This window comes from Pseudomonas sp. AC247 (assembly GCF_979258015.1).
In genome coordinates, this window is the sequence record NZ_OZ409829.1 from 4,351,391 (window position 1) to 4,377,285 (window position 25,895).

Here is a 25,895-nt window from a genome sequence, read left to right on the forward strand (position 1 = left end):
GAAGCATTGGCACGTTCCGGAAAAAGGGTTAAGGTGGCGCCACTGTGCTGCTTGTGTCACTGAGAATCTCTACACGATATGTTGAATTTCGATCCAACCATCTACAAGAATTTTTCCTGCTCTTTGCACTCAGTCTCGGCCAGGGTTCTTCCTGAGTCGCAGTTATCTTTGTTCAAGGAGTTACACCATGTCTAATCGCCAAACCGGTACCGTTAAGTGGTTCAACGATGAAAAAGGCTTCGGCTTCATCACCCCACAATCCGGTGACGACCTGTTCGTTCACTTCAAAGCTATCCAATCCGACGGCTTCAAAAGCCTGAAAGAAGGCCAACAGGTTTCTTTCATCGCTACCCGCGGTCAGAAAGGCATGCAAGCTGAGGAAGTACAAGTTATCTAACTTGTAGCTTCTTTAGAAAAGAGCCCCGCCCTTAAAAGCGGGGCTTTTTTGTGGGCGTCTGTTTTGCGCAGCCAAAAAAGATCGCAGCCTTCGGCAGCTCCTACTGGGTTAAATGTAGGAGCTGCCGAAGGCTGCGATCTTTTGCTTTATGCCTTACCAGGCCACGCCAAACCCTGCGGTGTAGCGGGTCTTGCTCAAGTCAGCATCATTGGTGCCACTGATGATGTCACGCTCAGCCTTGAGATTGAGCGAAGCCCACTCCGTGACCTTGTAGCGCAAGCCCATCTCGGCATCCAGCGCGTAATCAGCCACGCCCGAAAGCGGCTTGCCGACTTCACCATTGGTGAAGAACTCGACCTTCTTGCCGATCAGGTAGCGGTTGTAGTCCCACTTCATGGCGACGGAATAGAAGTTATCCTTGCTGCCATCGCGATATTCGTAATCCGTGCGGTTAAGCAGAGAGCCCAGAGAGAACGCGCCCAGCTCATCGTCCCAGAATTGGTAGCCCGGACCGGTACCGACCACACGCTGGCGAGCCAGTTCTTCGATGTGATCACGCTTGTAGTTCAGACGGCCCTGCCAGAACCATTGATCCGTGAGGAAGCGGTCCAGGGAATATTCAGCGCGCCAGTTGTCGGTGGTCGTTACATCATCCTGCACTTCGCGGTTGTACTCACCCTCGGCGATATGCCGCCAGCGACCGTGCCGCGCCGTGGTCTTGAAACCGACATCGTAATCATCGGTGTCCTTCTCGGCCCGCTGATAGTCCAGCGCCAGATCGACATTGCCCTTCCAGACCAGATCCTCGACCACCGGTTTCGGTTTGAGAATCTGCTGAATGCTTGCCAGTTCGACGGTCTTCGGCGCCTCACCATTGGCCAGGGTGACCTTGCCATCTTCCGCCGCTGTCAGCGACTTCGACACCTCACCGGAGTAGGCATCCTGCTTGACCAGCAAGTGCTGATCGCTGTCGAGCGTCTTCACCTCTTTCCAGTCAATCGTGACCGCCCCGGCGTATTTGGTCTGAATCAACAGCTTGCCGCCGTCGAACACAGTAATGGTGCCGCTCAGCTTGTCACCGTTCTTCAACCAGACGGTGTCGGCAAGCAGGGGCGTGGACGCACTGAAAACAGCAAGGCACAGCAGGGATCTGGACAACATAAGCGAATCGAAGGCTCAAGTTTGCGAAAAAAGGTCGGCATTATCCGTAGGAATAAGACCCTGACAAGGACTGACCGGACTATTTCCGATGAGTTCATTTCTCAACTACCCGATCACGGATTACTCTGAAAGCCATCAAACTGTTCATGCTCAGGAACCGCGCACGTGAAAGACCCGCTCGACAGCGTTGAAAACGATGCGCAAATCCGACGCACGGCGCTCTACTCGACCCTCGCACAAGTGCCCGAGGGCAAAGTCGTCAGCTATGGTCAGCTGGCCGAACTCGCCGGATTGGGGCGCGCCGCTCGCTGGGTCGGCCGCACGCTGAGTCAGTTGCCCGGCGATACCAAACTGCCCTGGCACCGCGTACTGGGCGCCGGCGGTCGGATCAGCCTGCCAGTGGGCAGCCCGTCGGGTGATGAACAACGGGCGCGATTACGCACGGAAGGCATCACCGTCCGGAATAATCGTGTGGATATTCAGCGCCATGGCTGGCGTCCGGTAGAGCACAGCGGTTAGAGTGCGCGCTTTGTTTTCGCAATCTTGAGGCAGACTTCAGCCCATGCCCCGTAAAACCTGGCGCGCCGCGCTAGCTGCTTATGCCAGTCCTTCGACGCTCGTGCTGTTGTTGCTCGGTTTCGCTGCCGGCCTGCCGTACATGCTGGTGTTTTCAACGCTCTCTGTCTGGCTGCGTGAAGCCGGCGTAGCCCGTGAAACGATCGGCTATGCCAGCCTGATCGGCCTGGCTTATGCGTTCAAATGGGTCTGGTCACCCCTGCTCGACCAATGGCGCCTGCCGTTGCTGGGCAAGCTTGGCCGTCGCCGCTCGTGGCTGGTGCTCTCACAAGTGCTGGTGATACTCGGGCTGATCGGCATGGGTTTCTGTGACCCACAGAAACACCTGTCGTGGTTGATCGCCATCGCCGTTGTCGTCGCATTCGCCTCCGCCACTCAAGACATCGCGGTGGATGCCTATCGCCTGGAAATCGCCGAAGACAACCGCCAGGCGGCCCTCGCCGCCAGTTATATGTCGGGCTATCGCGTGGCAGCCTTGCTGGCGACTGCCGGCGCCTTGTTCTTCGCTGAAGGCTTTGGCTCCACGGGCTTCAACTATAAACACTCGGCCTGGGCCGGCACTTATGCGCTGTTCGGCGCACTGATGATACCGGCGCTGCTGACCACGCTGTTCATGCGCGAGCCGCCAGTGCCACTGCGCACGCAATTGCAGGCCGGGCGCTACACCTTCATGCATCAATTGATGTCGGTGTTTGTGCTGATCATCCTGCTGGTGTCCGTGCCGGCGATGTTCACGCAACTCTACAACACTGATTTCGCCGGTGTGTTGTTCGGCAATATGAGTCCGCTTGATCTGCTGCTGGAAGACCGTGCTTTCCTGCGCGCCATTCTTTATACGCTGCTGACTGGCCTGTGCCTGTCGACCATGGGCCGCCGTGGCCTGGCGCCGGTGTTGACTCCCGTCAACGACTTCATCCTGCGTTATCGCTGGCAGGCACTGTTGCTGCTCGGCCTGATCGCCACGTACCGGATGTCGGACACGGTGATGGGCGTCATGGCCAACGTGTTCTACATCGACCAGGGTTTCACCAAGGATCAGATCGCCAGTGTCAGCAAGATCTTTGGCCTGATCATGACCCTCGTCGGCGCCGGCATGGGCGGCCTGCTGATCGTGCGTTTCGGCATTCTGCCGATTCTGTTTATCGGTGGTGTCGCTTCGGCAGCCACCAACCTGCTGTTCGTAATGCTCGCCGACATGGGCCCGGACCTGCAGATGCTGGTGGTCACTATCTCCCTCGACAACTTCAGCTCGGGCCTCGCGACGTCGGCGTTCGTGGCCTATTTGTCGAGCCTGACCAACCTGAAGTTCTCGGCTACGCAATACGCCCTGCTCAGCTCGATCATGCTCCTGCTGCCGCGCCTGATGGGCGGCTATTCCGGCGTTCTGGTCGAGAAATTCGGCTACCACAGCTTCTTCCTTATCACCGCGCTATTGGGCGTGCCGACACTGGTGCTGATCGCCTTGCACTGGTTTCAAGAGAGCCGCCGCGAAGGCCCGACACCGAAGCCCGAGCCTGTACCAACGCCGGTCGCGGAAGAGTCGTAAGACATTTCGCCAATGGCGGGAGGAATCCCGCCGTTGGACCCCACCGCCGGCCACACTTCTGTACGTCAGCAAAACTCGCCGGTACACTGCTCCGTCATTTCCAGTCATAGCAACCGACAACGGCCAACCATGCGCACCAGTCAATTTTTGCTCGCCACACAGAAAGAAACGCCTTCCGATGCGGTCGTCATCAGCCATCAGCTGATGCTGCGCGCCGGCATGATCCGCAAGCTCGCCTCCGGCCTGTACACCTGGCTGCCCATGGGCCTGCGGGTGATGCGCAAGGTTGAAGCCATCGTTCGTGAAGAAATGAACGCTGCCGGTTCTCTGGAAGTGTTGATGCCGAGCACCCAACCGGCCGAGCTGTGGCAGGAATCGGGGCGCTGGGAAGAATACGGCCCTGAATTGCTGCGCATCAAAGACCGCCACGGTCGTGACTTTTGCGCGGGCCCGACCCACGAAGAAGTGATCACCGATCTGATGCGCAACGAGTTGAGCAGCTATAAACAGCTGCCAATCAACCTGTACCAGATCCAGACCAAATTCCGTGACGAAATCCGTCCACGCTTCGGTTTGATGCGCGGCCGCGAATTCATCATGAAGGACGCGTACTCCTTCCACGCGGATCAGGCTTCGCTGCAAGCTACCTACGACCGCATGCATGAAGCCTACTGCAACGTGTTCACGCGTCTGGGCCTGAAATTCCGTCCGGTTGAAGCCGACAACGGTTCGATCGGTGGCGCTGGTTCCCACGAATTCCACGTGCTGGCCGAGTCCGGCGAAGACGATATTGTTTTCAGCAACGGTTCCGACTACGCAGCGAACATCGAAAAAGCTGAAGCAGTGCCACGCGAAACCTCGCGCGCCGCTGCGACCGAAGAGCTGCGTCTGGTCGATACGCCAGACACCAAAACCATCGCAGCCCTGGTGGAAAAATTCAATCTGCCGATTGAAAAGACCATCAAGACCCTGATCGTGCGCGCCGAAGAAGAAGGCAAGCTGATCGCGCTGGTGATTCGTGGCGACCACGAACTCAACGAAATCAAGGCTGCCCAGCAACCAGGCGTTGCCAACCCGCTGGTCATGGCCACCGACGCCGAACTGCGTGACGCCATTGGCGCCGGTGCCGGTTCGCTCGGCCCGCTGAACCTGCCGCTGCCAATCATCATCGATCGCTCGGTCGAGCTGATGAGCGACTTCGGCATCGGCGCGAACATCGACGACAAGCACTACTTCGGCGTGAACTGGGAGCGCGATCTGCCAGTTCCAACCGTGGCTGACCTGCGTAACGTTGTCGCCGGCGACCCAAGCCCGGACGGCAAAGGCACGCTGGAAATCAAACGCGGTATCGAAGTCGGGCACATCTTCCAGCTGGGCAACAAGTACAGCAAGGCGATGAAGTGCGAAGTGCTGGGCGAGAACGGCAAGCCAGTGACCCTGGAAATGGGTTGCTACGGCATTGGCGTTTCCCGCGTGGTGGCTGCGGCCATCGAGCAGAACAACGACGCCAACGGCATCATCTGGAGCGACACCCTGGCGCCGTTCCAGATCGCGCTGGTACCGCTGCGTTATGAAACCGAGCAGGTGCGCGAAGCCACCGACAAGCTGTACGCCGAACTGACGGCGGCCGGCTTCGAAGTGCTGCTGGATGATCGCGACAAGAAAACCAGCCCGGGCATCAAGTTCGCGGACATGGAACTGATCGGCATTCCTCACCGGATCGTGGTCAGCGACCGCGGCCTCGCCGAAGGCAACCTGGAATACAAGAGTCGTACCGAAGGCGAAGCGCAAGCATTGCCGGTCGCCGACGTACTGTCCTTCCTTCAGGCCCGTATCCGCCGCTGAAACCAGATAGAGACGTCATGTTCAAGCGAAACACCTTAGGCCTCGGTGGCACCGCCCTGTGCGGCGCCCTGCTGGTCAGCGGCTGTGCCAATCACATGTCACAGCGCAGCGAGCACGAAGAGCGGGTCGAGCGTAAATTGCTCGACCACAGCCTGCAGATTGATGTCGGTGAGCCTAAGGAGCTTGAGCTGCCGCAGCGACGCGTGAAGATCAACGAACAGAAGACTTTTGAAGTCACCGAGTTCGAAGTGACGCGTCGCTACGATCGCTACACGCCTTACCAGCCTTGGCGCGAGGTCTACGAGATTCCGCTGGGCGTGGTGGCGGTGGTCGGTGGCGTCGGCGCCAACGTGGTCAACGTGTTTGCACTCGGCAACCTGCCGGACAGCGTGACCAAGGATTGGCTGAGTTACGGTTTTGCCGGGCTCAACCCGTTCATGAACGTGCAGTCCAACGGCCGTGCGCAGCAAAACCTTGCAGGTATCGATGAAGTCCAGCGCGACAAGCGCACGGAGTATTCGAGCCTGCCGTGGAGCGAGCGGCCGGTGCAGGTCAAGGCTGGCAAACAGACCTTCGACATGACCACCGACCGCAACGGCGTGCTGCGTGTGAACCTGCTCGACAGCCCATTCGCTGAGCATGACCTCAATTACGTCGGCAAACTGCAGATCAGTGTCGAGGACGCTAAGGATGACGTGCATTCAGACTCATCCCTGGCGATCAGCAGTCACCTGCGTGGCAAGTTGCTCGAAGCGCACGGGCTGATTTATGACGACCTGGAAGACGACGAAGTGAGCCAGTGGGTACACCGGGTCAAACGTCTTTCGGAACTGGGTCTGGAAGAAGAAGCCAGCGAACTGGAACAAAGCCTGATTGAACTGACGCGTAACGATCCTGAGTTACAAGCTGAGTTTCTCAAGTCTTTGACCAAGGATGCCGGGCGTCTGGTTGCGGATCCGGGACCGAACTAAAAGCTAAAGGCATCGCGGGCAAGCCCGCTCCCACAAGGTTTATGGGTGTTCACACAATATGTGTTTCACCATCGAACACTGTGGGAGCGGGCTTGCCCGCGATGACTATCTGCCATACGCCGCAAATCTACCGTTCAAACAACTCCATCTGCTCAAACCCGCCGCGCAAATCCTCCAGCCGCACCCCAACCCCCAACAACCGCACCGGTTTCCCGCCACGATTGAACGCCTGCGTCAGCATCAACTGATAACTGCCCAGATCCCGCCCTGCCCCGGCCTGCTCCAGCGTCGTCTGGGTAAAGTCATGAAACTTCACTTTGACGAACGGCTTGCCCGGCCGATAACTGCTGTCGATCCGCGCCATGCGGGTTTTCAGGGTTTCCAGCAACTCCGGCAACTTATCCAGGCAACTGCGCAAGTCCGGCAGATCGACGTCGTAGGTGTTTTCCACGCTGATCGACTGACGCCGACTGTCGTTGTGCACCAAGCGATCATCAATCCCACGCGCCAGACTCCACAAGCGCTCACCGAAGCTGCCGAATTCACGCACCAGCGCCAATTTCTCCCACTCGCGCAGCTGCGAACAGTCGACGATGCCGTGCTTGCCCAGTTTGTCAGCCGTGACTTTGCCGACACCGTGCAACTTGCTCACCGGCAAGCCGCTGACAAAGTCTTCGACCTGATCCGGGGTAATCACGAACAAGCCATTGGGCTTTTTCCAGTCGCTAGCGATTTTGGCCAGAAACTTGTTTGGCGCCACACCCGCAGACACGGTGATGTGCAATTGATTGGAGACTCGCCGACGGATGTCTTGGGCAATCCGCGTGGCACTGCCGCCGAAATGCGCGCTGTCCGACACATCCAGATAGGCTTCATCCAGCGACAGCGGCTCGATCAGGTCGGTGTAATCGCTGAAGATGGTATGGATTTCTTTTGACGCCTCGCGATAGGCGTCCATGCGCGGTTTGACGATGGTCAGGTCCGGGCACAGCTTCAGGGCATGCCCCGACGCCATCGCCGAACGCACGCCGTATGCCCGCGCTTCATAGTTGCAGGTGGCGATCACCCCTCGCCGATCCGCCGAACCACCCACCGCCAACGGCTTGCCGGCCAGACGCGGGTCATCGCGCATCTCGATGGCGGCGTAAAAACAATCGCAGTCGATGTGGATGATTTTTCGCTGAGTCATGTCAGAAAAGGAAACGTGGCGAGCCGGATCGGCAGTATCTCACTGACACCTGTATATAGCACCAGTGGTATGAATGTTCTTTTCCACGTGTAGGAAAATCGCTTTGAATTTATTTTCTCAATCGACAAACGACCTTCAATAGAGCTGAAAGCCTTGCCCCGCCTGCTCTGCAGCCTGAAAAACACCCGAAAAACAACGCTAACCAATTGAACCTCAACAGATTTTATCCAGATTGCGGGTTGACACCCCGGCGTTCCTCTGTAGAATGCCGACACACAGACGCGGGATGGAGCAGTCTGGTAGCTCGTCGGGCTCATAACCCGAAGGTCGTCGGTTCAAATCCGGCTCCCGCAACCAAACATCAAAAAAGGCTACTCGAAAGAGTGGCCTTTTTTGTGCGTGTCTGTTTTGTGGGTTTCCTTCTCTTATAGAGATGCGATCGCCAAACAGGAATTCTTTGCATTTCCGAAACTTAACGCGCCACCTGCGACCGTTTGACGCGAATGCACACTTATTTGACCCTTTATGGGATTAGCGGTTGACACCCCGTCGTTCGTCTGTAGAATGCCGCCACACAGACGCGGGATGGAGCAGTCTGGTAGCTCGTCGGGCTCATAACCCGAAGGTCGTCGGTTCAAATCCGGCTCCCGCAACCAAACATCAAAAAAGGCTACTCGAAAGAGTGGCCTTTTTTGTATCTGTTGAAAAAGTCCTTTCGCAACAATGATCTGTCACTGTGCAGTGAACCGCTGGGGATCATCAGACTCGCCGACTTGCGACTATGCTTGAGTCGCAGGCAAGACGTCTGCAATCCAGGAACTGCCCTCGCCGATACGCGGTGAGAGGCGTAGTATTTTGTGATTATTTTTTTCTACAGGGATTGGTAACTTGGCTGGATACCTCCATCCTGTCGCGCACAATCCAAGAGGTGATTGATGCGCGCCAACTCGTCTGATCCACAAGACACCGTCACAGCGGAACACCCGATCAAACCCGAGCGCTTGCGCTTGCTGGATCGGTTGAGCAAATACCGTCAACCGATCGGTCTGGCGGTCACACTGCTGCTGTTTGCCATTGCGCTGATTGCCTGTCGCCATCTGCTTGCCGAACTCGATCTCGATGCGCTGCACGACTCGATTCTCGACGTGCCGAAACCCGCCCTGCTCGGTGCGTTCGGCGCGACCGTGGTCGGCTTCATTATCCTGCTGGGCTATGAATGGTCGGCCAGTCGCTATGCCGGTGTGACTTTGCCACCGCGCACATTGGCGCTGGGCGGTTTCACCGCGTTTGCGATCGGCAATGCCATCGGCTTGTCGCTGCTCTCCGGCGGCTCGGTGCGCTACCGTTTATATGCACGGCTGGGTCTGGGGGCTTCGGAAGTCGCGCACATGACCTTGTTTGCCAGTCTGTCGCTGGGCTGCGCCTTGCCGCCACTGGCAGCGCTGGCGACGCTGAGTGACCTGCCTGCTGCCTCTCAGGCGCTGGGTTTGTCCGAAGGTCTGCTCGGCACTGTCGCCGCTGTCGTGCTATTGCTTGGCGCAGTGCTGGCTATCGGCATCTACCGTCGACGCCTGCCGGAACAACCGTTGCGCGACAACCTGCTGGTCAGGGTTGGCCGCCGCACCCTGCGCTTGCCGGGGCGTCGTCTGACGTTCCTGCAACTGATCATTACCGCCCTCGACGTTGCGGCTGCCGCCACTGTCCTTTATCTGTTGCTGCCGGAAGCGCCGCCGTTTGGTGCGTTCCTGCTGGTGTACCTGCTGGCACTGGCGGCTGGCGTGCTCAGCCATGTACCCGGCGGCGTGGGTGTGTTCGAAGCGATCCTGCTGGCCGCTTTCGCCGACAAGCTCGGTGCCGCACCACTGGCCGCCGCCCTGCTGCTGTATCGCCTGATCTATGTGGTGCTGCCGTTGCTGGTGGCCTGCGTATTCCTGCTGATCAATGAAGGTCAGCGCCTGTTTCAGACTCAGACCATGCGTGCAGCGTCTGGTCTGGCGGCACCGATTCTGGCGGTGCTGGTATTCCTGTCCGGCGTGGTGCTGCTGTTCTCCGGCGCCACACCCGAGATCGACACGCGTCTGGAACACATTGGCTTTCTGATCCCGCATCGCCTGGTCGACGCCTCGCACTTCGGCGCCAGCCTGATCGGCGTGCTCTGCCTGATGCTCGCTCAAGGCCTGCGTCGTCGCCTCTCGGCCGCGTGGATGCTAACCACCATTCTGTTGCTGGTTGGCGCCCTGCTCTCGCTGCTCAAAGGTTTCGACTGGGAAGAAGCGACGCTGATGACACTGACGGCTGCGCTGCTGGGTGTGTTTCGTCGCTCGTTCTATCGCCCGAGCCGCCTGACCGAACTGCCCTTCTCCCCCCTGTATCTGGTGGCCAGCCTCTGTGTACTCGGCGCTTCGACCTGGCTGCTGCTATTCGCCTATCAAGACGTGCCGTACAGCCATCAACTGTGGTGGCAGTTCACCCTGGATGCTGACGCGCCGCGCGGCCTGCGTTCGCTGCTCGGCGCCGCCGTCCTGCTGTTGGTGATCGCACTGACCTGGCTGCTGCGCACTGCGCGCCCGGTCATTCACCTGCCGACACCCGACGAACTCGATCGCGCGGCGAAGATCCTGATGGCCTCGTCGCAGCCCGACGGCGGCCTCGCGCTGACCGGTGACAAAGCGTTGCTGTTTCACCAGAACGACGAAGCCTTCCTGATGTACGCGCGGCGTGGCCGCAGCCTGGTGGCGCTGTACGACCCGATCGGCCCCGGCCAGCAACGTGCCGAGATGATCTGGCAGTTCCGCGACCTCTGCGATATTCACCACGCCCGCCCGGTGTTCTACCAGGTGCGCGCGGAGAACCTGCCGTACTACATGGACATCGGCCTGACCGCGATCAAACTCGGCGAAGAAGCCCGGGTCGACCTGCTTCGCTTTGACCTTGAAGCCAAGGGCAAAGAGATGAAGGACCTGCGCTACACCTGGAACCGTGGCACCCGCGATGGCTTGTCGCTGGAAATCCACGAGCCCGGTCAGGCGCCGATGGACGAGCTGAAAGTGATTTCCGATGCGTGGCTGACCGGTAAGAACGTGCGTGAGAAAGGCTTCTCCCTCGGCCGTTTCAGCGACGATTACCTGAAGCATTTCCGCATCGCGGTGATTCGCTTCGAAGGCCGCCCGGTGGCGTTCGCCAACTTGCTTGAGACGTACAGCCATGACCTGGCCAGTCTCGACCTGATGCGCGCGCACCCGGACGCCCCCAAGCTGACCATGGAATTCATGATGGTCGGCCTGATTCAACACTATAAGAGTCACGGATACGCGCGTTTCAGCCTGGGCATGGTGCCGTTGTCGGGGTTGCAACCCCGGCGTGGTGCACCGCTGACCCAGCGTCTGGGCTCGATGGTTTTCCGCCGTGGTGAGCAGCTGTACAACTTCCAAGGCTTGCGCCGCTTCAAAGACAAGTTCCAGCCTGACTGGGAACCCCGTTATATGGCCGTGCCCGCCGGACTCGATCCGCTGGTGGCGCTGGCCGACACTGCTGCCCTGATCGCGGGCGGCTTGACTGGATTGGTGAAACGCTGATGATTCAACGCTCCCTGAAGTACATCCTGGCCGCACTGATCGTGCTGGCCGTGATTGCCGGCGGCGGTTACTGGTACCTCAAACGCCCGGCACCGGAACCGACCGTCGAACAACTGACCCCGGCCGATGGCGCCGCCATGACCCGCGTTATCCCGGGCACCAAGCCCAAGGCGCAGGTGCTGGTCGCTGTCAATGACGACCAGAAACTCTCTGAAAAACAACTGACCACCCTGAGCCGCAGCGCTTCGGCGCAGATCGTTCAGGTGATTCTGCCCAAGGACTGCCTGCTGCAAAGCCGCGCCCTGCAATCGGGTCTGCGTGAACTGAACGGCCCGGCCACGCTGGTCAGCGGCATCGGCCCGGGCGCTGTACTGGCCTGGCGCTGGTTGTCTGAGCAGAAAGACGACAAGGCCCAGGCCATCTCCGTCGACCTTGCCCTGGAAAAAGGTGGCTGCACTCACCTGCTGCCAAAATCCGCTGCCCACGGCCACTGGCTGGTAGCGTGGAACGACAACCCGGACGACGCCAGCGCAGGTTTCGTGCGCGATCAACCGAACGCCGAAACCAGCATCAGCGATTACGACATCAACCTGCCGCAAGTGCTGAACAACGAACTGCGCAAGATTCTCGTCGGCGGCGACAAGGCCAATGGCGGCCTGGCGATCCCGGTGGTTGAAGTGCCGGCCGGCCAAGCGAAAGACACCGTGACCCTATTCCTCTCCGGTGACGGCGGCTGGCGCGACCTCGACCGCGACGTGGCGGGCGAAATGGCCAAGATTGGCTACCCGGTGGTCGGCATCGACACCCTGCGCTATTACTGGCAGCACAAGAGCCCGGAGCAAAGCGCGCTGGACCTGACCGAACTGATGCAGCACTACCGGCAGAAATGGGGCACCAAACGCTTCATCCTCACCGGTTATTCGTTCGGCGCTGATGTGTTGCCGGCGATCTACAACCGCCTGCCGGACACCGAGCAACAACGCGTCGACGCAATCATCCTGCTCGCCTTCGCCCGCACCGGCAGCTTCGAAATCGAAGTCGAAGGCTGGCTGGGTAACGCCGGCAAAGAAGCCGCCACCGGCCCGGAAATGGCCAAGCTGCCAGCGGCGAAGGTTGTGTGCATCTACGGTGAAGAAGAAACCGATGAAAGTGGCTGCACGGACAAGACTGCAGTCGGTGAAGCGGTGAAACTGCCTGGCGGGCACCACTTCGACGAGAACTACCCGGCGCTGGCCAAGCGCTTGGTGGACTTGATCGAGAAGCGTCAAGCGGCGAGCCAGGTCGCTGAAGAGTGATCTGAGCCACGTCCACAAAAAGCCCCCGCAACTTCACGGTTGCGGGGGCTTTTTACATCTCGGACGATTAACCCATTCTTCTGTAGGAGTGAGCCTGCTCGCGATAGCGGAGTATCAGCCACCTATTTGCCAACTGACACACCGCTATCGCGAGCAGGCTCACTCCTACAGGGGATGGCGCTGTATTCAGGTAAATCGTCAGTCTCGCTGGCCAAGCTGAACATCTATCCACGTGACATCATCGTCGCCAACGCTAAAGTCGCTATTCGGTGCCGCCAACAAACTGCTTTGCTGCGCTTGCGTCAAGTCCGCCCAAAAGCCATCAGTGACGAATACCAAGCGCTCAACAGCGTCCAGTGCACAACAAACAAAATCAGGGTTCGGAACCCGATTGATCTTCAAACATCGTGTTACCGAATTTCGCGCGGGGTCTTGCGCCAACTCACAGTGCGAACGGTCGCGCCGCCAATTGGCCTTGCAGTGAGGTGGCGTAATCCACTCGATGGCTCCCGCCAGCGTCACAATCCCGCATGAACAGTCACCTTCATATGCAACGGTGAGTCGGCCATGGGCGACCAAGCCAATCAGGTAACAGATGGCTCCCGTCTGATCAGCAGGCAACGACGCATGGAAATCCGACAGTATTGAACCCAATAGACGCTCAATACCTCCGGGCTCTGTAGGACAGCCCCCCTGCTCCATCTGTGTGGAATGAGCCGCTAACATGCTGCTTACGAAGCTTTCAGCCAGCTGTCCACTGCCGCGCCTGGAAGTGCCATCCGCGACAACAAAAAACCCACCGTCAACCTCACAGGTCGCTCCGGCATAGTCATTATTTGCCCTGCTTGCTTGCCCAGTGATTGATCGGGAGTGGTATCTCATGCGTTGGCCAGCGCTTTCATACGCCGGTGAATAATCTGCCCTCTGCCTGGATTCGCCTGCACCGAGCCTGAACTTTCGATCACGTAGCCAACCCCATCGAGCTCCATCAGCTTGTGGATTCCCTTTGTGATGAACGCCTTGAGGTATTTGTCAGCCTGGCCCACCTCCTCCAACAGCTCAGGCCGACCATCGATCAAGATGATCATGTCCTCGACATCCTTGTGATAAGGATCACCATTTCCCCGACCACTGAAAGCTTCCAGTTTCGTCGCTAGAAAATACGCGGGCTGGAATATCTGGATGGCAGTGCCGCTGGGCAGGGTGAATTTATCCGCCCTCGCCAGCCCCTCGACGAACCAGCGGTTGGCATAGCCGAGCACTGCAGGGTCGGAAGGCATGACATCCACGACAACGTCATTGAAGCGAAAACGACAATTGACCTCGTCCTCACCGGTGATCTTGAATCCCTTGGCCGCCAGCCGTTCGGTGAGTTTTTTCCAGGCGCTGATACCGGCCAACTCGATCACTAGATCAACGTCATCAGTGAAACGAATGTCGTCCAGCACGGCTGTATCTGTAACCAGCATGGCGGTTGTGCAACCGCCAACAAAAGCAACTTCGGCGAGAAACGCCTCGCCCAAGCCTTCAGCCACGAACTCAATGAGTTCGTAATTGTGATCCGCGTTTGACGACATGTTATTTCAGCCCCATCCCTGCCTTCAGAATACTGATTGCCACACCACACTCACGCGGACCACCCAGACGGATTGCATCAGCGAGCGCCAGATAGTGGTAAAGAATCCGGTCTTTTTTCACCGCTTCCGGCACTGTTTTGTAAAGCGGCTCTATCGCTTGACCTCGCTCGGTTCCCTGCGCATCCGGCCAGACCGGAATCAAACCACCCGCACTCTTGATGCTTTTGGACAGCGCAGGCGCCGCAAAACCCGTGGGTATGCCACGAACCATCGCGCCAGGCTTGACCGGGAAGAAGTACTTCAGCGCGTACTCGGTAATTTTCAGCAGTTCCCGGCGGTGCACTTTGGCAAGCCCGGTGTCGTAGTCATGGATGAGCAATCCGGATTCCCGGCATCGGGCGAGAGCATTTGAGACTTCGCTTTTGCTCAGTCCGAGAGAGGCAGACAGCGCACGCAGAGAGTACCGATCGCTCCAACTTGTCAGCGGTGGATCAGATGCTGGTTCCGCCCATCCCTCCCAGTCTGGCCCATCAGCGAAAGGCGAATCGAGTTCGCGGCGATGGAAGATTGTGTCTTCCCCATCAGTGGAGTAGGTGACCAATGGCTTCCCCACACTCTCCCCTGCGGTCATTCGGCTGACGACATAAGGCCTGAGCAGCTCTTCGCCCCTGTCCGAATTCGATTCGGCCTCCATCTCCCCCAAGAGGTTCTCTTCCTGAGCGTGGAGACTGGCCATTTTGAACAAAAGTAAAATGTCTTGACTCTTCATTTAGCTCAAAACCTCAAGTGTCCACATTCCATAAAACGTGGACACTTGTCTCACTGCCGAGGCCGGGTCGTCAAGCCCTTGGGTCGATCACTAATCGCTGCATACCTTGCCCGCATATCGTCATGGCTGATTGCGCGGACCAAATCAAAGATGAGCAATCGTTCACTGGCTTTCTTTTCGATCCGAAGCTCCTCTGGTTCATCCTGTACTTCTTGTTCCGCTGATGCCGTCATACGTACCTGAATGCTCTGCACACGTCGGTTCGTGCGCGACGTTTAGTATCGTTTACTTCCAGTCTCGCAATATCAGATGACGCCCACAGACCTTGTAGGCAAACTCCGAAACTCGTGTTCGGGCGCTTTGCCGCTCTATTGCGCTGTTTTTCGACGGGATACTCTCCGGACGTCGCTGACCCATTCAGCGATCGGGTGTGGTAACCCGGTTAGGCAAAGTGCAACAGTGCCTCCATCACGACAGCAGGCGTTCTTTTACGCCTGTAATTCACTGTCATGGCAGCTGTACGTGGGAGACCTTCGGGTCTGCCGGTTTCTTTGCTCTCCCGGTTTACCACCCTGCGTACAGCTGCCACCCATTCGTGTGGTAACGAATGCGGCAGCTCCTCGTTTTAGGGAGCAAAACAATGAGCAAAGAAACTCCGTCAACGCCTTCAGACCTTACAACCATCGGATTCACCCCTTTCCTCCACAACTCGGATCAAGCGTTCTTCAACGTCCGCTCCGGCATCCCGATCATCGATGCCTTGTCCCAATCCTCCGACCTGCTATCCCTCGCTAAATCCTTCGCCGAGGACGCTGCCTTCATCAGAGACACTGATCGCCACGCTTGGGCTGCGCATTACCTGACGGTGATGGGCAAGGCCTTGATTGATGATGTGATCCAAGCGCTGATCCCACGACCTGCGCGGACGAAGACCGAGTCTGAAGCAGAGATACCTGAAAGCTTGTAGAGGTTTGAAGATCAAAAGATCGCAGCCTTCGGCAGCTCCTACATGGAATGCGAAACCTGTAGGAGCTGCCGAAGGCTGCGATCTTTTGATCTGAAGTTGCCGCCGACAAAAAAGCCCCCGCCAACCACAAGGCTGACGGGGGCTCTTTCTATAACGCGAAGTTACATCTCCACCTGCGTCCCCAACTCAATCACCCGGTTCAGCGGCAGATTGAAGAACCTCAAGTTCCCATTGGCATTCTTCAACATGAACGCAAACAGCGCTTCACGCCAACGCGCCATGCCCTCAAGTTTCGAGGCAATCACCGTTTCCCGGCTGAGGAAGTACGTGGTGCGCATCGGGCTGAAGTCCAGATCATCCAGATGACACAGCTTCAGCGCCTGCGGCACGTCCGGCTCGTCGGTGAAGCCGAAGTGCAGGATCACCCGGAAGAAGCCTTCTCCGTGCGCCTCGACTTCAAAGCGCCGCGATGGCGGTACGCGCGGGATGTCTTCGTAGACCACCGTCAGCAACACCACCTGCTCATGCAGTACCTGGTTGTGCAGCAAGTTATGCAACAACGCATGCGGCACGGCGTCGGAGCGCGCTGTCAGGAAAACGGCTGTGCCCTGCACCCGGTGCGGCGGTTGCACGCGGATGCTGCTGATGAAGATCGGCAGCGGCAGCGCGCCTTCGTCCAGGCGCTCGACCAGCAGTTGCTTGCCGCGCTTCCAAGTGGTCATCAGCACGAACAGGGCGATACCGGCGATCACCGGGAACGCACCGCCCTGAACGATCTTCGGCACGTTGGCGGCGAAGTACAGGCCGTCCACCAGCAGAAAGCCGATCAACACCGGCACCGCGAGGATCGGTGGCCACTTCCACAGCAGCAGCATCACCGCCGACACCAGAATGGTGGTCATCAGCATGGTGCCCGTCACCGCCACACCGTAGGCCGAGGCCAGGGCGCCGGAGGATTCGAAGCCGAGTACCAGCAGAACCACGCCAACCATCAGTGCCCAGTTCACCGCACCAATATAAATCTGGCCCTGCTCATCGCTGGAGGTGTGCTGGATGTACATGCGCGGGATGTAGCCGAGCTGGATCGCCTGACGGGTCAGGGAGAACGCGCCGGAAATCACCGCTTGCGAGGCGATCACTGTGGCCATGGTCGACAGACCGACCAATGGAATCAGCGCCCAGCTCGGTGCCAGCAGGTAGAACGGGTTACGCGCCGCCTCCGGGTTGTCGAGCAGCAAGGCGCCCTGACCGAAGTAATTGAGCACCAGCGCCGGCAACACGAGGATGAACCAGGCACGGGCAATCGGCTTGCGACCGAAGTGGCCCATGTCGGCGTACAGCGCTTCGGCACCGGTCAGCGCCAGCACCACAGCACCAAGGATCGCTACGCCCATGCCTGGGTGCACAGTGAAGAAACGCACGGCCCATAGCGGGTTCATCGCATGCAACACTTCTGGCGTGTGGCTAATGCCATACACGCCGAGGGCGCCGAGGACGAGGAACCAGGTGACCATGATCGGCCCGAACAGGATGCCGATTCGCGCGGTGCCATGGCTCTGGATCAGGAACAACCCGACCAGCACCACCAGCGACAGCGGCACGACCCAATGGTCGATGCCATCAAACGCCAACCCCAGACCTTCAATCGCCGACAGAACGGAAATCGCCGGGGTGATCATGCTGTCGCCGTAAAACAGCGCCGCGCCGATCAGTCCGCACACCACCAGCAACGAGCGCAGTTTCTTGCGATGCCCTGCCGCCCGCCGCGCCAGCGCCGTGAGCGCCATGATGCCGCCCTCGCCCTGGTTGTCGGCGCGCAGCACGAACATCATGTATTTGATCGACACGACCCAGATCAGCGACCAGAAGATGAACGACAGAATGCCCAGCACGCCGTCGTGGTTGACCGGTACGCCGTAACCGCCGGAAAACACTTCTTTAAGGGTGTACAACGGGCTCGTGCCGATGTCGCCGTAAACTACCCCGACCGCCGCGACCAGCATGCTCAGCGGCTTGGAGGCCGAACCCTCGGCGCCTGCCGCATGACTACTTGCCTGACCCATCCAACACTCCTACTTCTCAGAACCGGCTTCTTTGAATGAAGCACTATGCTTTGTGGTGCAGCATGCGCTGTTTTACCTGTTGTTACAGACCATTTGTTGACTGTAAAAAATTGGTAAAGCTCAACGGCGCGAAGCATAGCGCAGCACTCGTCGTATTTCCCTGCATAAAGCTGGTCAAGTGCGTTGCCCGCCGCTAGAATTGCGCACTTTTTGATCAGAGGCGCACCTTAAGCGCCCGTCCGTCGGCTTTCGCACCAAGAAAGCGATGTCACAAAATACCGAGGTTAGACATGTCCACCACTCCTGCGCCGGCCAATCCAAAGGTTGGCTTTGTATCTCTGGGTTGCCCGAAAGCACTGGTCGACTCCGAGCGCATCCTGACCCAGCTGCGCATGGAAGGTTATGACGTGGTGTCCACCTATCAGGACGCCGACGTTGTAGTCGTCAACACCTGCGGTTTCATCGATTCGGCCAAGGCTGAGTCGCTGGAAGTGATCGGCGAAGCGATCAAGGAAAACGGCAAGGTGATCGTCACCGGTTGCATGGGCGTGGAAGAAGGCAACATCCGCAACGTGCACCCGAGCGTGCTGGCCGTGACCGGTCCGCAGCAGTACGAGCAAGTGGTCAACGCCGTGCACGAAGTGGTGCCGCCGCGTAAAGATCACAACCCGCTGATCGACCTGGTGCCGCCGCAAGGCATCAAGCTGACCCCGCGCCACTACGCTTATCTGAAGATTTCCGAAGGCTGCAACCACAGCTGTTCGTTCTGCATCATCCCGTCGATGCGCGGCAAACTGGTCAGCCGTCCGGTGGGCGACGTGCTCGACGAAGCTCAGCGTCTGGTCAAATCCGGCGTTAAAGAGTTGCTGGTGATTTCGCAAGACACCAGCGCATACGGCGTCGACGTGAAATACCGCACCGGTTTCTGGAACGGCGCGCCGGTGAAAACCCGCATGACCGAGCTCTGCGAAGCGCTGAGCACCCTCGGCGTCTGGGTCCGTCTGCACTACGTTTACCCGTACCCGCACGTTGACGAGCTGATCCCGCTGATGGCCGCCGGCAAGATCCTGCCGTACCTGGACATCCCGTTCCAGCACGCCAGCCCGAAAGTGTTGAAGTCGATGAAACGCCCGGCGTTCGAAGACAAGACCCTGGCGCGCATCAAGAACTGGCGCGAAATCTGCCCGGATCTGATCATCCGTTCGACCTTCATCGTCGGCTTCCCGGGCGAAACCGAAGAAGACTTCCAGTACCTGCTGAACTGGCTGACCGAAGCCCAGCTCGACCGCGTTGGCTGCTTCCAGTACTCGCCGGTTGAAGGCGCTCCGGCCAACGATCTGGATCTGGAGATCGTTCCGGACGAGGTCAAACAGGATCGTTGGGATCGCTTCATGGCGCACCAGCAGGCGATCAGCTCGGCCCGCCTGCAAATGCGCATCGGCCGTGAAATCGAAGTACTGGTGGACGAAGTCGACGAGCAAGGCGCGGTTGGCCGCTGCTTCTTCGATGCCCCGGAAATCGATGGCAACGTGTTTATTGATAACGGCAGCAATCTGAAGCCGGGCGACAAGGTCTGGTGCAAAGTCACCGACGCTGACGAATACGACCTGTGGGCCGAACAGATCTAACACCGCATACCCTGTAGGAGCTGCCGAAGGCTGCGATCTGTTGATCTTGAAAAACAAGATCAACAGATCGCAGCCTCGTTTCACTCGTCAGCTCCTACCGGGATTCGGGATAGCGCTGAATTTAAAAGCCTCGCTCGATGCGGGGCTTTTTTACGGCTATCGTTTAGCGGGGGACGGACTCCCCTGAAACAGACAAGAGGCAGACGGGCATGCGTCACCATTCGGTCATCCACACGCCGAAACTCAGCGATTATCAGGAACTGACCCGGGTCTGGGAGGCCTCGGTTCGCGCCACCCATGATTTTCTGCCGGAGAGCTACATCGAACTGCTGCGCAATTTGGTGCTGACACGTTATCTCGATGCGGTGATGTTGATCTGCACCAAGGACGCCGACCAGCGCATCACCGGGTTCGCCGGGGTGGCAGCGGGCAAGATTGAAATGTTGTTCATCGATCCCGATCATCGCGGCCAGGGTTTGGGCAAGAAACTGCTGAATTACGCGATGCAGCATCTGAATGCCGATGAACTCGACGTCAACGAACAGAACCCGCAGGCACTGGGATTTTACTTCAAGCAGGGGTTTGAAGTGATCGGCCGCTCTGAAGTGGATGGCATGGGCCAGCCGTACCCGTTGCTGCACATGCGCTTGCGCCAAACCCAAACCCAAACACGCTCAAGCCACGCCTGACACACCACAAACCAATGTAGGAGTGAGCCTGCTCGCGATAGCGCCAGATCAGCCAACATCAATGTCGAATGTCAGAAGGCTATCGCGAGCAGGCTCACTCCTACAAAAAGCCACACCGTGAAAATGGAACCGGGCTTAACCGGCGCCACACAGGTACAATGCCCACCCCTTTTTTGTTACGGCCCTGTCATGACTGACCCGATTCGCCTCTCCAAACGCCTCATCGAACTGGTCGGTTGCTCCCGCCGGGAGGCCGAGCTGTTCATCGAGGGCGGCTGGGTCACCGTGGACGGCGAAGTCATCGACGAACCGCAGTTCAAGGTCGGCGACCAGAAGGTCGAGCTCGACAAGGACGCCCAGGCCACCGCGCCGGAGCCGGTGACTATCCTGCTCAACGCGCCGGCCGGCATGGACGTCGAAAGCGCCATGCAATCGCTGAGCATCGACACCCTCAGCGAAGAACACCGCTATGGCAAACGCCCGTTGCGCGGGCACTTCCTGCGCCTGACCGCCAGCGCCGACCTGCAAGCCAAGGCCAGCGGCCTGCTGGTGTTCACGCAGGACTGGAAAATCCTGCGCAAGCTCACGGCCGACGCCGCGAAGATCGAGCAGGAATACGTGGTCGAAGTCGAAGGGGACATGGTCGCGCACGGCCTCAACCGCTTGCAGCACGGCCTGACGCACAAGGGCAAGGAGCTGCCGCCGGTCAAGGCCAGCTGGCAGAACGAAAACCGTCTGCGCTTCGCCATGAAAAATCCGCAGCCGGGGATCATCGCCCAGTTCTGCGCAGCGGTGGGCCTGAAGGTCATCGGCATCCGCCGCATCCGCATCGGCGGCGTCTCGATCGGCAAAGTCCCGGTCGGCCAATGGCGCTACCTGTCCGGCAAAGAGAAGTTCTAAGACTTCCACTGCCGCCACACATTCCGGCAGCGCGCCCGCGTGCTGCCCACAACGCTTATCAGGATTACTCACATGATTCATAACGACGTATTGCGCAGCGTGCGCTACATGCTCGACATCAGCGACAAGAAAGTTGTCGAAATCATCAAACTCGGCGGCATGGACGTAGAACTCGCTGACGTGCTGACCTGGCTCGACAAGAAAGAAGAAGACGAAGAAGGTTTCGTGCGCTGCCCGGACGAAGTCATCGCACACTTCCTCGACGGCCTGGTGATCTTCAAGCGTGGCAAAGACGAAAGCCGTCCGCCGCAGCCGATCGAAGTGCCGGTGACCAACAACATCATTCTGAAAAAGCTGCGCGTGGCCTTCGAACTGAAAGAAGACGACATGCACGCGATCCTCAAGGCTGCCGAGTTCCCGGTGTCCAAGCCTGAGCTCAGCGCACTGTTCCGCAAGGTCGGCCACACCAACTACCGCCCGTGTGGCGACCAGTTGCTGCGCAACTTCCTCAAGGGTCTGACCCTGCGCGTTCGCCCGGCTTGATCCCCTCTGCGGTGGTGATCGATGGTCGCCACCGCAACGCATGACCGTTCATTCCCTGCAAAAATAGTGGCTCCGCTTTTCGTGGCTGACGACTAGGGTGTACTGATCCCTAATCTTCAGGACTCGCCATGCATCCGTATTTCTCCCTGCAAGGCCGCACCGCTCTGGTGACCGGCGGCACCCGTGGTATCGGCAAAATGATCGCCAAAGCCTTTGTCGAGGCTGGCGCGCGCGTCTATGTCTGCTCACGCGATGCCGAGGCCTGCCATCAAACCGCTGAAGAACTCAGCGCCTTGGGCAAATGTCACGGTGTGGCGGCGAACCTGGCGAGCGAAGAAGGCGTGCAGGAACTGGCCGCGCGCCTGGGCGAGCAGATCACGCATCTGGATATTCTGGTGAACAACGCGGGCACCACTTGGGGCGCGCCGCTGGAGAGCTATCCGGTCAAGGGCTGGGAAAAGGTCATGCAGCTCAACGTGACGTCGGTGTTCAGTTGCATCCAGCAGTTTCTGCCCTTGTTGCGCAAGGGTGGTTCTGCGGCGAATCCGGCGCGGATTATCAATATCGGTTCGGTGGCAGGGATTTCTTCGTTTGGTGAGCAGGCGTATGCCTACGGGCCGAGTAAGGCCGCCTTGCACCAGTTGTCGCGGATTCTGGCGCGTGAACTGGTGAGCCAGCACATCAACGTCAATGTGATCGCGCCGGGGCGGTTTCCGAGCAAGATGACTCAGCATATTGGTAATGATCAGCAGGCATTGGCCGAGGACACGGCGTTGATTCCGATGAAGCGCTGGGGGCGTGAAGAGGAGATGGCGGCGTTGGCGATCAGCCTGGCAAGTACGGCCGGGGCGTATATGACCGGGAATATCATTCCGCTGGATGGTGGGTTTAGCCTCTGACATCGGCGGTGAAGCTATCGCTGGCAAGCCAGCTCCCACAGGTTTTGTGGTGTGCACAAATGATGCGAACGCCCGAGAACCTTGTGGGAGCTGGCTTGCCAGCGATGTCGTCAGCCCTGCCACCACCAGACTTGAGGGCTGCCGGGTTATCATGCCCACCCTGCCCCGCTTCGAATGCAAACCATGACTTACAGCGTCTCCCCCATCGGCTTCGTGCGCTCCTGCTTCAAGGAGAAATTCGCCATCCCCCGCCAGCCACAACTGGCCCCTGCCGCCCGTGGTGTGCTGGAACTGGTGGCGCCGTTCGATCAGGGTGACGCCGTGCAGGGTCTGGAACAGGTCAGCCACGTCTGGTTGCTGTTCCTGTTCCATCAGGCGCTCGAAGAAAAACCACGCCTGAAAGTCCGCCCGCCGCGCCTGGGCGGCAACAAATCCATGGGCGTATTCGCTACTCGTGCGACGCACCGCCCGAACGGCATCGGCCAATCCGTGGTGAAACTGGACAAGGTCGAAGCCAATCGGCTGTTTATCTCCGGCATCGACTTGCTCGACGGCACGCCGGTTCTCGACATCAAACCCTACGTACCTTACGCCGACATCATCCCCAACGCCGCCAACAGCATCGCCAGTGCGGCGCCGCAGCTGATTGAAGTGCAGTGGACGGACTCAGCACTGAAACAGGCGCACACACACGCTCAGCGCCTTGATGAGCCGTTGGTGGCTTTGATTGAACAGTGTTTGGCTCAGGACCCGCGTCCGGCGTATCAGACCCCGGCACCTGAACGCGAATATGGCGCGCAATTCTGGGATCTGGATGTGCGCTGGCATTACCCGACGCCCGAGCAGATCCGCGTGCTCGAAGTCATCCCCGCCAACGCCTGAGACCTCGGTCAATGTAGGAGCTGCCGAAGGCTGCGATCTTTTGATTTTGATCTTAAAAGCAAGATCAAAAGATCGCAGCCTTCGGCAGCTCCTACATGGATTGTGGCAGGCATGAAGGAAATGTTTCGGGCATAAAAAAGCCCCCATTGCCTGCAAAGGCAATGGGGGCTTTTTCAGTGGGGCTTACTTCTCGACGAACGCACGCTCGATCAGGTAATCACCCGGCTCGCGCATCCGCGCCGAGATTTTCAGGCCGAAGCTGTCGAGCACTTCGCTGGTCTCGTCGAGCATGCTCGGGCTGCCGCAGATCATCGCGCGGTCGTCCTGCGGGTTGATCGGTGGCAGGCCGATGTCGCTGAACAGCTTGCCGCTGCGCATCAGGTCGGTCAGACGGCCCTGATTCTCGAAAGGCTCGCGGGTCACGGTCGGGTAGTAGATCAGCTTGTCACGCAGGGCTTCGCCGAAGAACTCGTTCTGCGGCAGGTGCTCAGTGATGAATTCGCGGTAAGCGACTTCGTTGACGTAACGCACACCGTGAACCAGGATCACTTTTTCAAAGCGCTCGTAGGTTTCCGGGTCCTGGATCACGCTCATGAACGGCGCCAGACCGGTGCCGGTGCTCAGCAGGTACAAGTGCTTGCCCGGGTTCAGGTCATCCAACACCAGGGTGCCGGTAGGCTTCTTCGAGATGATGATCTCGTCGCCTTCCTTCAAATGTTGCAGCTGCGAGGTCAGCGGGCCGTCCTGCACCTTGATGCTGAAGAATTCCAGATGCTCTTCCCAGTTCGGGCTGGCGATCGAGTAAGCGCGCATAAGCGGGCGGCCGTTGGGCTGTTGCAGGCCGATCATCACGAACTGACCGTTCTCGAAGCGCAGGCCCGGATCGCGGGTGCACTTGAAGCTGAACAGAGTGTCGTTCCAGTGATGAACACTGAGGACACGCTCGTGGTTCATGTTGCTCATGTACGTTTGACTCCTGGAGATTGGGTCTGCGCTGGCTTTTAAAGGCGACGGTGCGCAATTGCATCGCATTCTAATAGCGACGACAATATCTGTTAACTGGATTATTAAGATAAGGGTTATCGGTTATATCGATATGCGATTTACTCTCCGTCAACTGCAAGTCTTCGTCGCCGTCGCCCAGCAGGAAAGCGTATCCCGTGCTGCGGGTCTGCTCAACCTCTCGCAGTCGGCCGCCAGCACCTCGATCACCGAGCTGGAGCGCCAGTCCAGCTGCCAGCTGTTCGATCGTGCCGGCAAACGGCTGAGCCTCAACGCCCTCGGCAAACAGCTGCTGCCACAAGCGGTGGCCCTGCTCGATCAGGCCAAGGAAATCGAAGACCTGCTCAACGGCAAATCCGGTTTCGGCTCGCTGTCGGTCGGCGCGACGCTGACCATCGGCAATTACCTGGCGACCCTGCTGATCGGCAGCTTCATGCAGCGCCACCCGGAAAGTCAGGTGAAGCTGCACGTGCAGAACACTGCCAATATCGTGCAGCAAGTTGCCCACTACGAAATTGATCTGGGTCTAATTGAAGGCGATTGCAGCCACCCGGACATCGAAGTGCAGAGCTGGGTCGAGGATGAGCTGGTGGTGTTCTGTGCGCCGCAACATCCGCTGGCCCAGCGCGGCAGCGCAACCATGGAAGAGCTGACCCATGAAGCGTGGATTCTGCGTGAACAGGGTTCCGGCACGCGGCTGACCTTCGATCAGGCCATGCGTCACCATCGCAGCTCGCTGAATATCCGTCTGGAGCTGGAACACACCGAAGCGATCAAACGCGCGGTGGAATCGGGGCTGGGGATTGGTTGCATCTCGCGACTGGCACTGCGCGATGCGTTCCGGCGCGGCAGTCTGGTGCCGGTGGAGACGCCGGATCTGGATCTGGCGCGGCAGTTCTACTTCATCTGGCACAAGCAAAAGTATCAGACTTCGGCCATGCGCGAGTTTCTCGAACTGTGCCGCGCTTTCACCGCCGGGGTGCAGCGCAGCGACGAGATCGTCCTGCCGACAATCGCTTAAAGCAGAATCACCGCCCACACCAGACCGATCATGCTCAGCGCGACGAATTGCGCAGCGCTGCCCATGTCCTTGGCGTTCTTCGATAGTGGGTGCAGTTCCAGCGAGATCCGGTCGATGGCCGCTTCGACCGCCGAATTCAGCAGCTCGACGATCAGCGCCAGCAGGCACACCGCGATCAACAGCGCCTGCTCAACGCGGCTGACATTGAGGAAGAACGTCAGCGGAATCAGGATCACGTTGAGCAACACCAGTTGGCGGAACGCCGCTTCACCGGTGAAGGCGGCGCGCAGACCGTCCAGCGAGTAACCGGAGGCGTTGAGGATGCGTTTCAGGCCGGTCTGGCCCTTGAAAGGTGACATAAAGTAGAAACCAACCAAAAAGGAGTGGGAAAGCTAGTTCA

Annotated in this window: 22 protein-coding genes and 2 tRNA genes; 17 read left to right on the top strand and 7 right to left on the bottom strand. The window is 58.8% G+C overall.

The window, feature by feature from the left end; translation table 11 throughout:
• Positions 1-187: 187 nt before the first annotated feature.
• Positions 188-397 carry a cold-shock protein gene (locus ACZZ0B_RS19770; protein ID WP_002554837.1) on the top strand — a complete coding sequence of 70 codons (210 nt, stop codon included), beginning with the start codon at positions 188-190 and terminating at the stop codon, positions 395-397.
• A 153-nt stretch (positions 398-550) separates the two neighbouring features.
• Here ACZZ0B_RS19770 and ACZZ0B_RS19775 read toward each other — a convergent pair whose 3' ends face one another.
• On the bottom strand, positions 551-1,558 hold the full coding sequence (locus ACZZ0B_RS19775) for a DUF481 domain-containing protein (RefSeq protein WP_463546055.1): 1,008 nt from the start codon (positions 1,556-1,558) through the stop codon (positions 551-553).
• Between the two features lie 165 nt (positions 1,559-1,723).
• On the opposite strand from ACZZ0B_RS19775, the gene ACZZ0B_RS19780 reads away from it, so the two are divergent.
• The 4 genes from ACZZ0B_RS19780 (at position 1,724) to ACZZ0B_RS19795 (ending at position 6,496) form a co-directional block, all read left to right on the top strand.
• A complete protein-coding gene (locus ACZZ0B_RS19780) occupies positions 1,724-2,077 on the top strand; it encodes an MGMT family protein (RefSeq protein ID WP_008083886.1) in 354 nt (117 codons plus the stop codon).
• Positions 2,078-2,120: 43 nt separating this feature from the next.
• On the top strand, positions 2,121-3,680 hold the full coding sequence (locus ACZZ0B_RS19785) for an AmpG family muropeptide MFS transporter (protein WP_440093573.1): 1,560 nt from the start codon (positions 2,121-2,123) through the stop codon (positions 3,678-3,680).
• Positions 3,681-3,809: 129 nt separating this feature from the next.
• On the top strand, positions 3,810-5,525 hold the full coding sequence (locus ACZZ0B_RS19790; protein WP_463546056.1) for a proline--tRNA ligase: 1,716 nt from the start codon (positions 3,810-3,812) through the stop codon (positions 5,523-5,525).
• 17 nt (positions 5,526-5,542) lie between these two features.
• Positions 5,543-6,496 (top strand): hypothetical protein, encoded by a 954-nt coding sequence (locus tag ACZZ0B_RS19795; protein WP_440093570.1) that lies wholly within the window; start codon positions 5,543-5,545, stop codon positions 6,494-6,496.
• A 127-nt stretch (positions 6,497-6,623) separates the two neighbouring features.
• Here ACZZ0B_RS19795 and dinB read toward each other — a convergent pair whose 3' ends face one another.
• Positions 6,624-7,685, bottom strand: coding sequence for a DNA polymerase IV (gene dinB / locus ACZZ0B_RS19800; RefSeq protein ID WP_008083880.1), 1,062 nt, complete (start codon positions 7,683-7,685; stop codon positions 6,624-6,626).
• A 280-nt stretch (positions 7,686-7,965) separates the two neighbouring features.
• Here dinB and ACZZ0B_RS19805 point away from each other — a divergent pair.
• From ACZZ0B_RS19805 to ACZZ0B_RS19820, 4 genes are all read left to right on the top strand, one after another.
• Positions 7,966-8,042 (top strand) — tRNA-Met (locus ACZZ0B_RS19805).
• A gap of 222 nt (positions 8,043-8,264) precedes the next feature.
• Positions 8,265-8,341 (top strand) — tRNA-Met (locus ACZZ0B_RS19810).
• Between the two features lie 279 nt (positions 8,342-8,620).
• Complete coding sequence (gene mprF, locus ACZZ0B_RS19815) at positions 8,621-11,260, top strand: bifunctional lysylphosphatidylglycerol flippase/synthetase MprF (RefSeq protein WP_064120803.1); 2,640 nt, start codon at positions 8,621-8,623, stop codon at positions 11,258-11,260.
• Positions 11,260-12,555, top strand: a complete 1,296-nt coding sequence (locus ACZZ0B_RS19820; RefSeq protein ID WP_440093568.1) for a virulence factor family protein — start codon at positions 11,260-11,262, stop codon at positions 12,553-12,555. The genes mprF and ACZZ0B_RS19820 overlap by 1 nt, the downstream gene beginning before the upstream one ends.
• An 878-nt stretch (positions 12,556-13,433) precedes the next feature.
• Here the strand turns inward: ACZZ0B_RS19820 and ACZZ0B_RS19825 are convergent.
• Positions 13,434-14,132, bottom strand: a complete 699-nt coding sequence (locus ACZZ0B_RS19825; protein WP_463546057.1) for a hypothetical protein — start codon at positions 14,130-14,132, stop codon at positions 13,434-13,436.
• Between the two features lies 1 nt (position 14,133).
• A complete protein-coding gene (locus ACZZ0B_RS19830; RefSeq protein WP_463546058.1) occupies positions 14,134-14,901 on the bottom strand; it encodes a MarR family transcriptional regulator in 768 nt (255 codons plus the stop codon).
• 640 nt (positions 14,902-15,541) lie between these two features.
• Here ACZZ0B_RS19830 and ACZZ0B_RS19835 point away from each other — a divergent pair.
• Positions 15,542-15,868: a DUF3077 domain-containing protein gene (locus ACZZ0B_RS19835; RefSeq protein WP_463546059.1), complete on the top strand. Its 327-nt coding sequence runs from the start codon at positions 15,542-15,544 to the stop codon at positions 15,866-15,868.
• 161 nt (positions 15,869-16,029) lie between these two features.
• On the opposite strand, the gene ACZZ0B_RS19840 is transcribed toward ACZZ0B_RS19835, so the two are convergent.
• Positions 16,030-17,871, bottom strand: coding sequence for a potassium transporter Kup (locus tag ACZZ0B_RS19840; RefSeq protein ID WP_463546950.1), 1,842 nt, complete (start codon positions 17,869-17,871; stop codon positions 16,030-16,032).
• Between the two features lie 350 nt (positions 17,872-18,221).
• Between ACZZ0B_RS19840 and rimO the strand changes: the two genes are divergently transcribed.
• From rimO to tsaA, 6 genes are all read left to right on the top strand, one after another.
• A complete protein-coding gene (rimO, locus tag ACZZ0B_RS19845) occupies positions 18,222-19,559 on the top strand; it encodes a 30S ribosomal protein S12 methylthiotransferase RimO (RefSeq protein ID WP_008088939.1) in 1,338 nt (445 codons plus the stop codon).
• Positions 19,560-19,768: 209 nt separating this feature from the next.
• Complete coding sequence (locus ACZZ0B_RS19850) at positions 19,769-20,248, top strand: GNAT family N-acetyltransferase (RefSeq protein ID WP_463546060.1); 480 nt, start codon at positions 19,769-19,771, stop codon at positions 20,246-20,248.
• Between the two features lie 189 nt (positions 20,249-20,437).
• Entirely contained in the window at positions 20,438-21,148 is a 711-nt protein-coding gene (locus tag ACZZ0B_RS19855; RefSeq protein WP_212545310.1) for an rRNA pseudouridine synthase, read from the top strand.
• Positions 21,149-21,220: 72 nt separating this feature from the next.
• A complete protein-coding gene (locus ACZZ0B_RS19860; RefSeq protein WP_008085752.1) occupies positions 21,221-21,691 on the top strand; it encodes a YehS family protein in 471 nt (156 codons plus the stop codon).
• A gap of 128 nt (positions 21,692-21,819) precedes the next feature.
• Entirely contained in the window at positions 21,820-22,590 is a 771-nt protein-coding gene (locus tag ACZZ0B_RS19865; protein ID WP_463546061.1) for an SDR family oxidoreductase, read from the top strand.
• A 183-nt stretch (positions 22,591-22,773) separates the two neighbouring features.
• Entirely contained in the window at positions 22,774-23,472 is a 699-nt protein-coding gene (gene tsaA, locus ACZZ0B_RS19870; protein ID WP_440093561.1) for a tRNA (N6-threonylcarbamoyladenosine(37)-N6)-methyltransferase TrmO, read from the top strand.
• 183 nt (positions 23,473-23,655) lie between these two features.
• Here the strand turns inward: tsaA and fpr are convergent, their stop codons facing one another.
• The gene (gene fpr, locus ACZZ0B_RS19875; protein WP_007908723.1) at positions 23,656-24,435 is read right to left on the bottom strand and encodes a ferredoxin-NADP reductase; all 780 of its coding nucleotides are present in this window, start codon (positions 24,433-24,435) and stop codon (positions 23,656-23,658) included.
• Positions 24,436-24,568: 133 nt separating this feature from the next.
• On the opposite strand from fpr, the gene ACZZ0B_RS19880 reads away from it, so the two are divergent.
• On the top strand, positions 24,569-25,495 hold the full coding sequence (locus ACZZ0B_RS19880; RefSeq protein WP_008077179.1) for a LysR family transcriptional regulator: 927 nt from the start codon (positions 24,569-24,571) through the stop codon (positions 25,493-25,495).
• On the opposite strand, the gene ACZZ0B_RS19885 is transcribed toward ACZZ0B_RS19880, so the two are convergent.
• Complete coding sequence (locus tag ACZZ0B_RS19885; protein ID WP_008077178.1) at positions 25,492-25,854, bottom strand: diacylglycerol kinase; 363 nt, start codon at positions 25,852-25,854, stop codon at positions 25,492-25,494. The two genes, ACZZ0B_RS19880 and ACZZ0B_RS19885, sit on opposite strands and share 4 nt — an antisense overlap.
• Positions 25,855-25,895: the final 41 nt, after the last annotated feature.

Bases quoted from the DNA above. Each gene is read 5' to 3' on its own strand.
- ACZZ0B_RS19770 (WP_002554837.1), top strand. From the start codon at position 188: ATGTCTAATCGCCAAACCGGTACCGTTAAGTGGTTCAACGATGAAAAA.
- ACZZ0B_RS19775 (WP_463546055.1), bottom strand. From the start codon at position 1,558: ATGTTGTCCAGATCCCTGCTGTGCCTTGCTGTTTTCAGTGCGTCCACG.
- ACZZ0B_RS19785 (WP_440093573.1), top strand. From the start codon at position 2,121: ATGCCCCGTAAAACCTGGCGCGCCGCGCTAGCTGCTTATGCCAGTCCT.
- ACZZ0B_RS19790 (WP_463546056.1), top strand. From the start codon at position 3,810: ATGCGCACCAGTCAATTTTTGCTCGCCACACAGAAAGAAACGCCTTCC.
- ACZZ0B_RS19795 (WP_440093570.1), top strand. From the start codon at position 5,543: ATGTTCAAGCGAAACACCTTAGGCCTCGGTGGCACCGCCCTGTGCGGC.
- dinB (WP_008083880.1), bottom strand. From the start codon at position 7,685: ATGACTCAGCGAAAAATCATCCACATCGACTGCGATTGTTTTTACGCC.
- mprF (WP_064120803.1), top strand. From the start codon at position 8,621: ATGCGCGCCAACTCGTCTGATCCACAAGACACCGTCACAGCGGAACAC.
- ACZZ0B_RS19820 (WP_440093568.1), top strand. From the start codon at position 11,260: ATGATTCAACGCTCCCTGAAGTACATCCTGGCCGCACTGATCGTGCTG.
- ACZZ0B_RS19825 (WP_463546057.1), bottom strand. From the start codon at position 14,132: ATGTCGTCAAACGCGGATCACAATTACGAACTCATTGAGTTCGTGGCT.
- ACZZ0B_RS19830 (WP_463546058.1), bottom strand. From the start codon at position 14,901: ATGAAGAGTCAAGACATTTTACTTTTGTTCAAAATGGCCAGTCTCCAC.
- ACZZ0B_RS19835 (WP_463546059.1), top strand. From the start codon at position 15,542: ATGAGCAAAGAAACTCCGTCAACGCCTTCAGACCTTACAACCATCGGA.
- ACZZ0B_RS19840 (WP_463546950.1), bottom strand. From the start codon at position 17,871: ATGCTGGTCGCGGCGGTCGGGGTAGTTTACGGCGACATCGGCACGAGC.
- rimO (WP_008088939.1), top strand. From the start codon at position 18,222: ATGTCCACCACTCCTGCGCCGGCCAATCCAAAGGTTGGCTTTGTATCT.
- ACZZ0B_RS19850 (WP_463546060.1), top strand. From the start codon at position 19,769: ATGCGTCACCATTCGGTCATCCACACGCCGAAACTCAGCGATTATCAG.
- ACZZ0B_RS19855 (WP_212545310.1), top strand. From the start codon at position 20,438: ATGACTGACCCGATTCGCCTCTCCAAACGCCTCATCGAACTGGTCGGT.
- ACZZ0B_RS19860 (WP_008085752.1), top strand. From the start codon at position 21,221: ATGATTCATAACGACGTATTGCGCAGCGTGCGCTACATGCTCGACATC.
- ACZZ0B_RS19865 (WP_463546061.1), top strand. From the start codon at position 21,820: ATGCATCCGTATTTCTCCCTGCAAGGCCGCACCGCTCTGGTGACCGGC.
- tsaA (WP_440093561.1), top strand. From the start codon at position 22,774: ATGACTTACAGCGTCTCCCCCATCGGCTTCGTGCGCTCCTGCTTCAAG.
- fpr (WP_007908723.1), bottom strand. From the start codon at position 24,435: ATGAGCAACATGAACCACGAGCGTGTCCTCAGTGTTCATCACTGGAAC.
- ACZZ0B_RS19880 (WP_008077179.1), top strand. From the start codon at position 24,569: ATGCGATTTACTCTCCGTCAACTGCAAGTCTTCGTCGCCGTCGCCCAG.
- ACZZ0B_RS19885 (WP_008077178.1), bottom strand. From the start codon at position 25,854: ATGTCACCTTTCAAGGGCCAGACCGGCCTGAAACGCATCCTCAACGCC.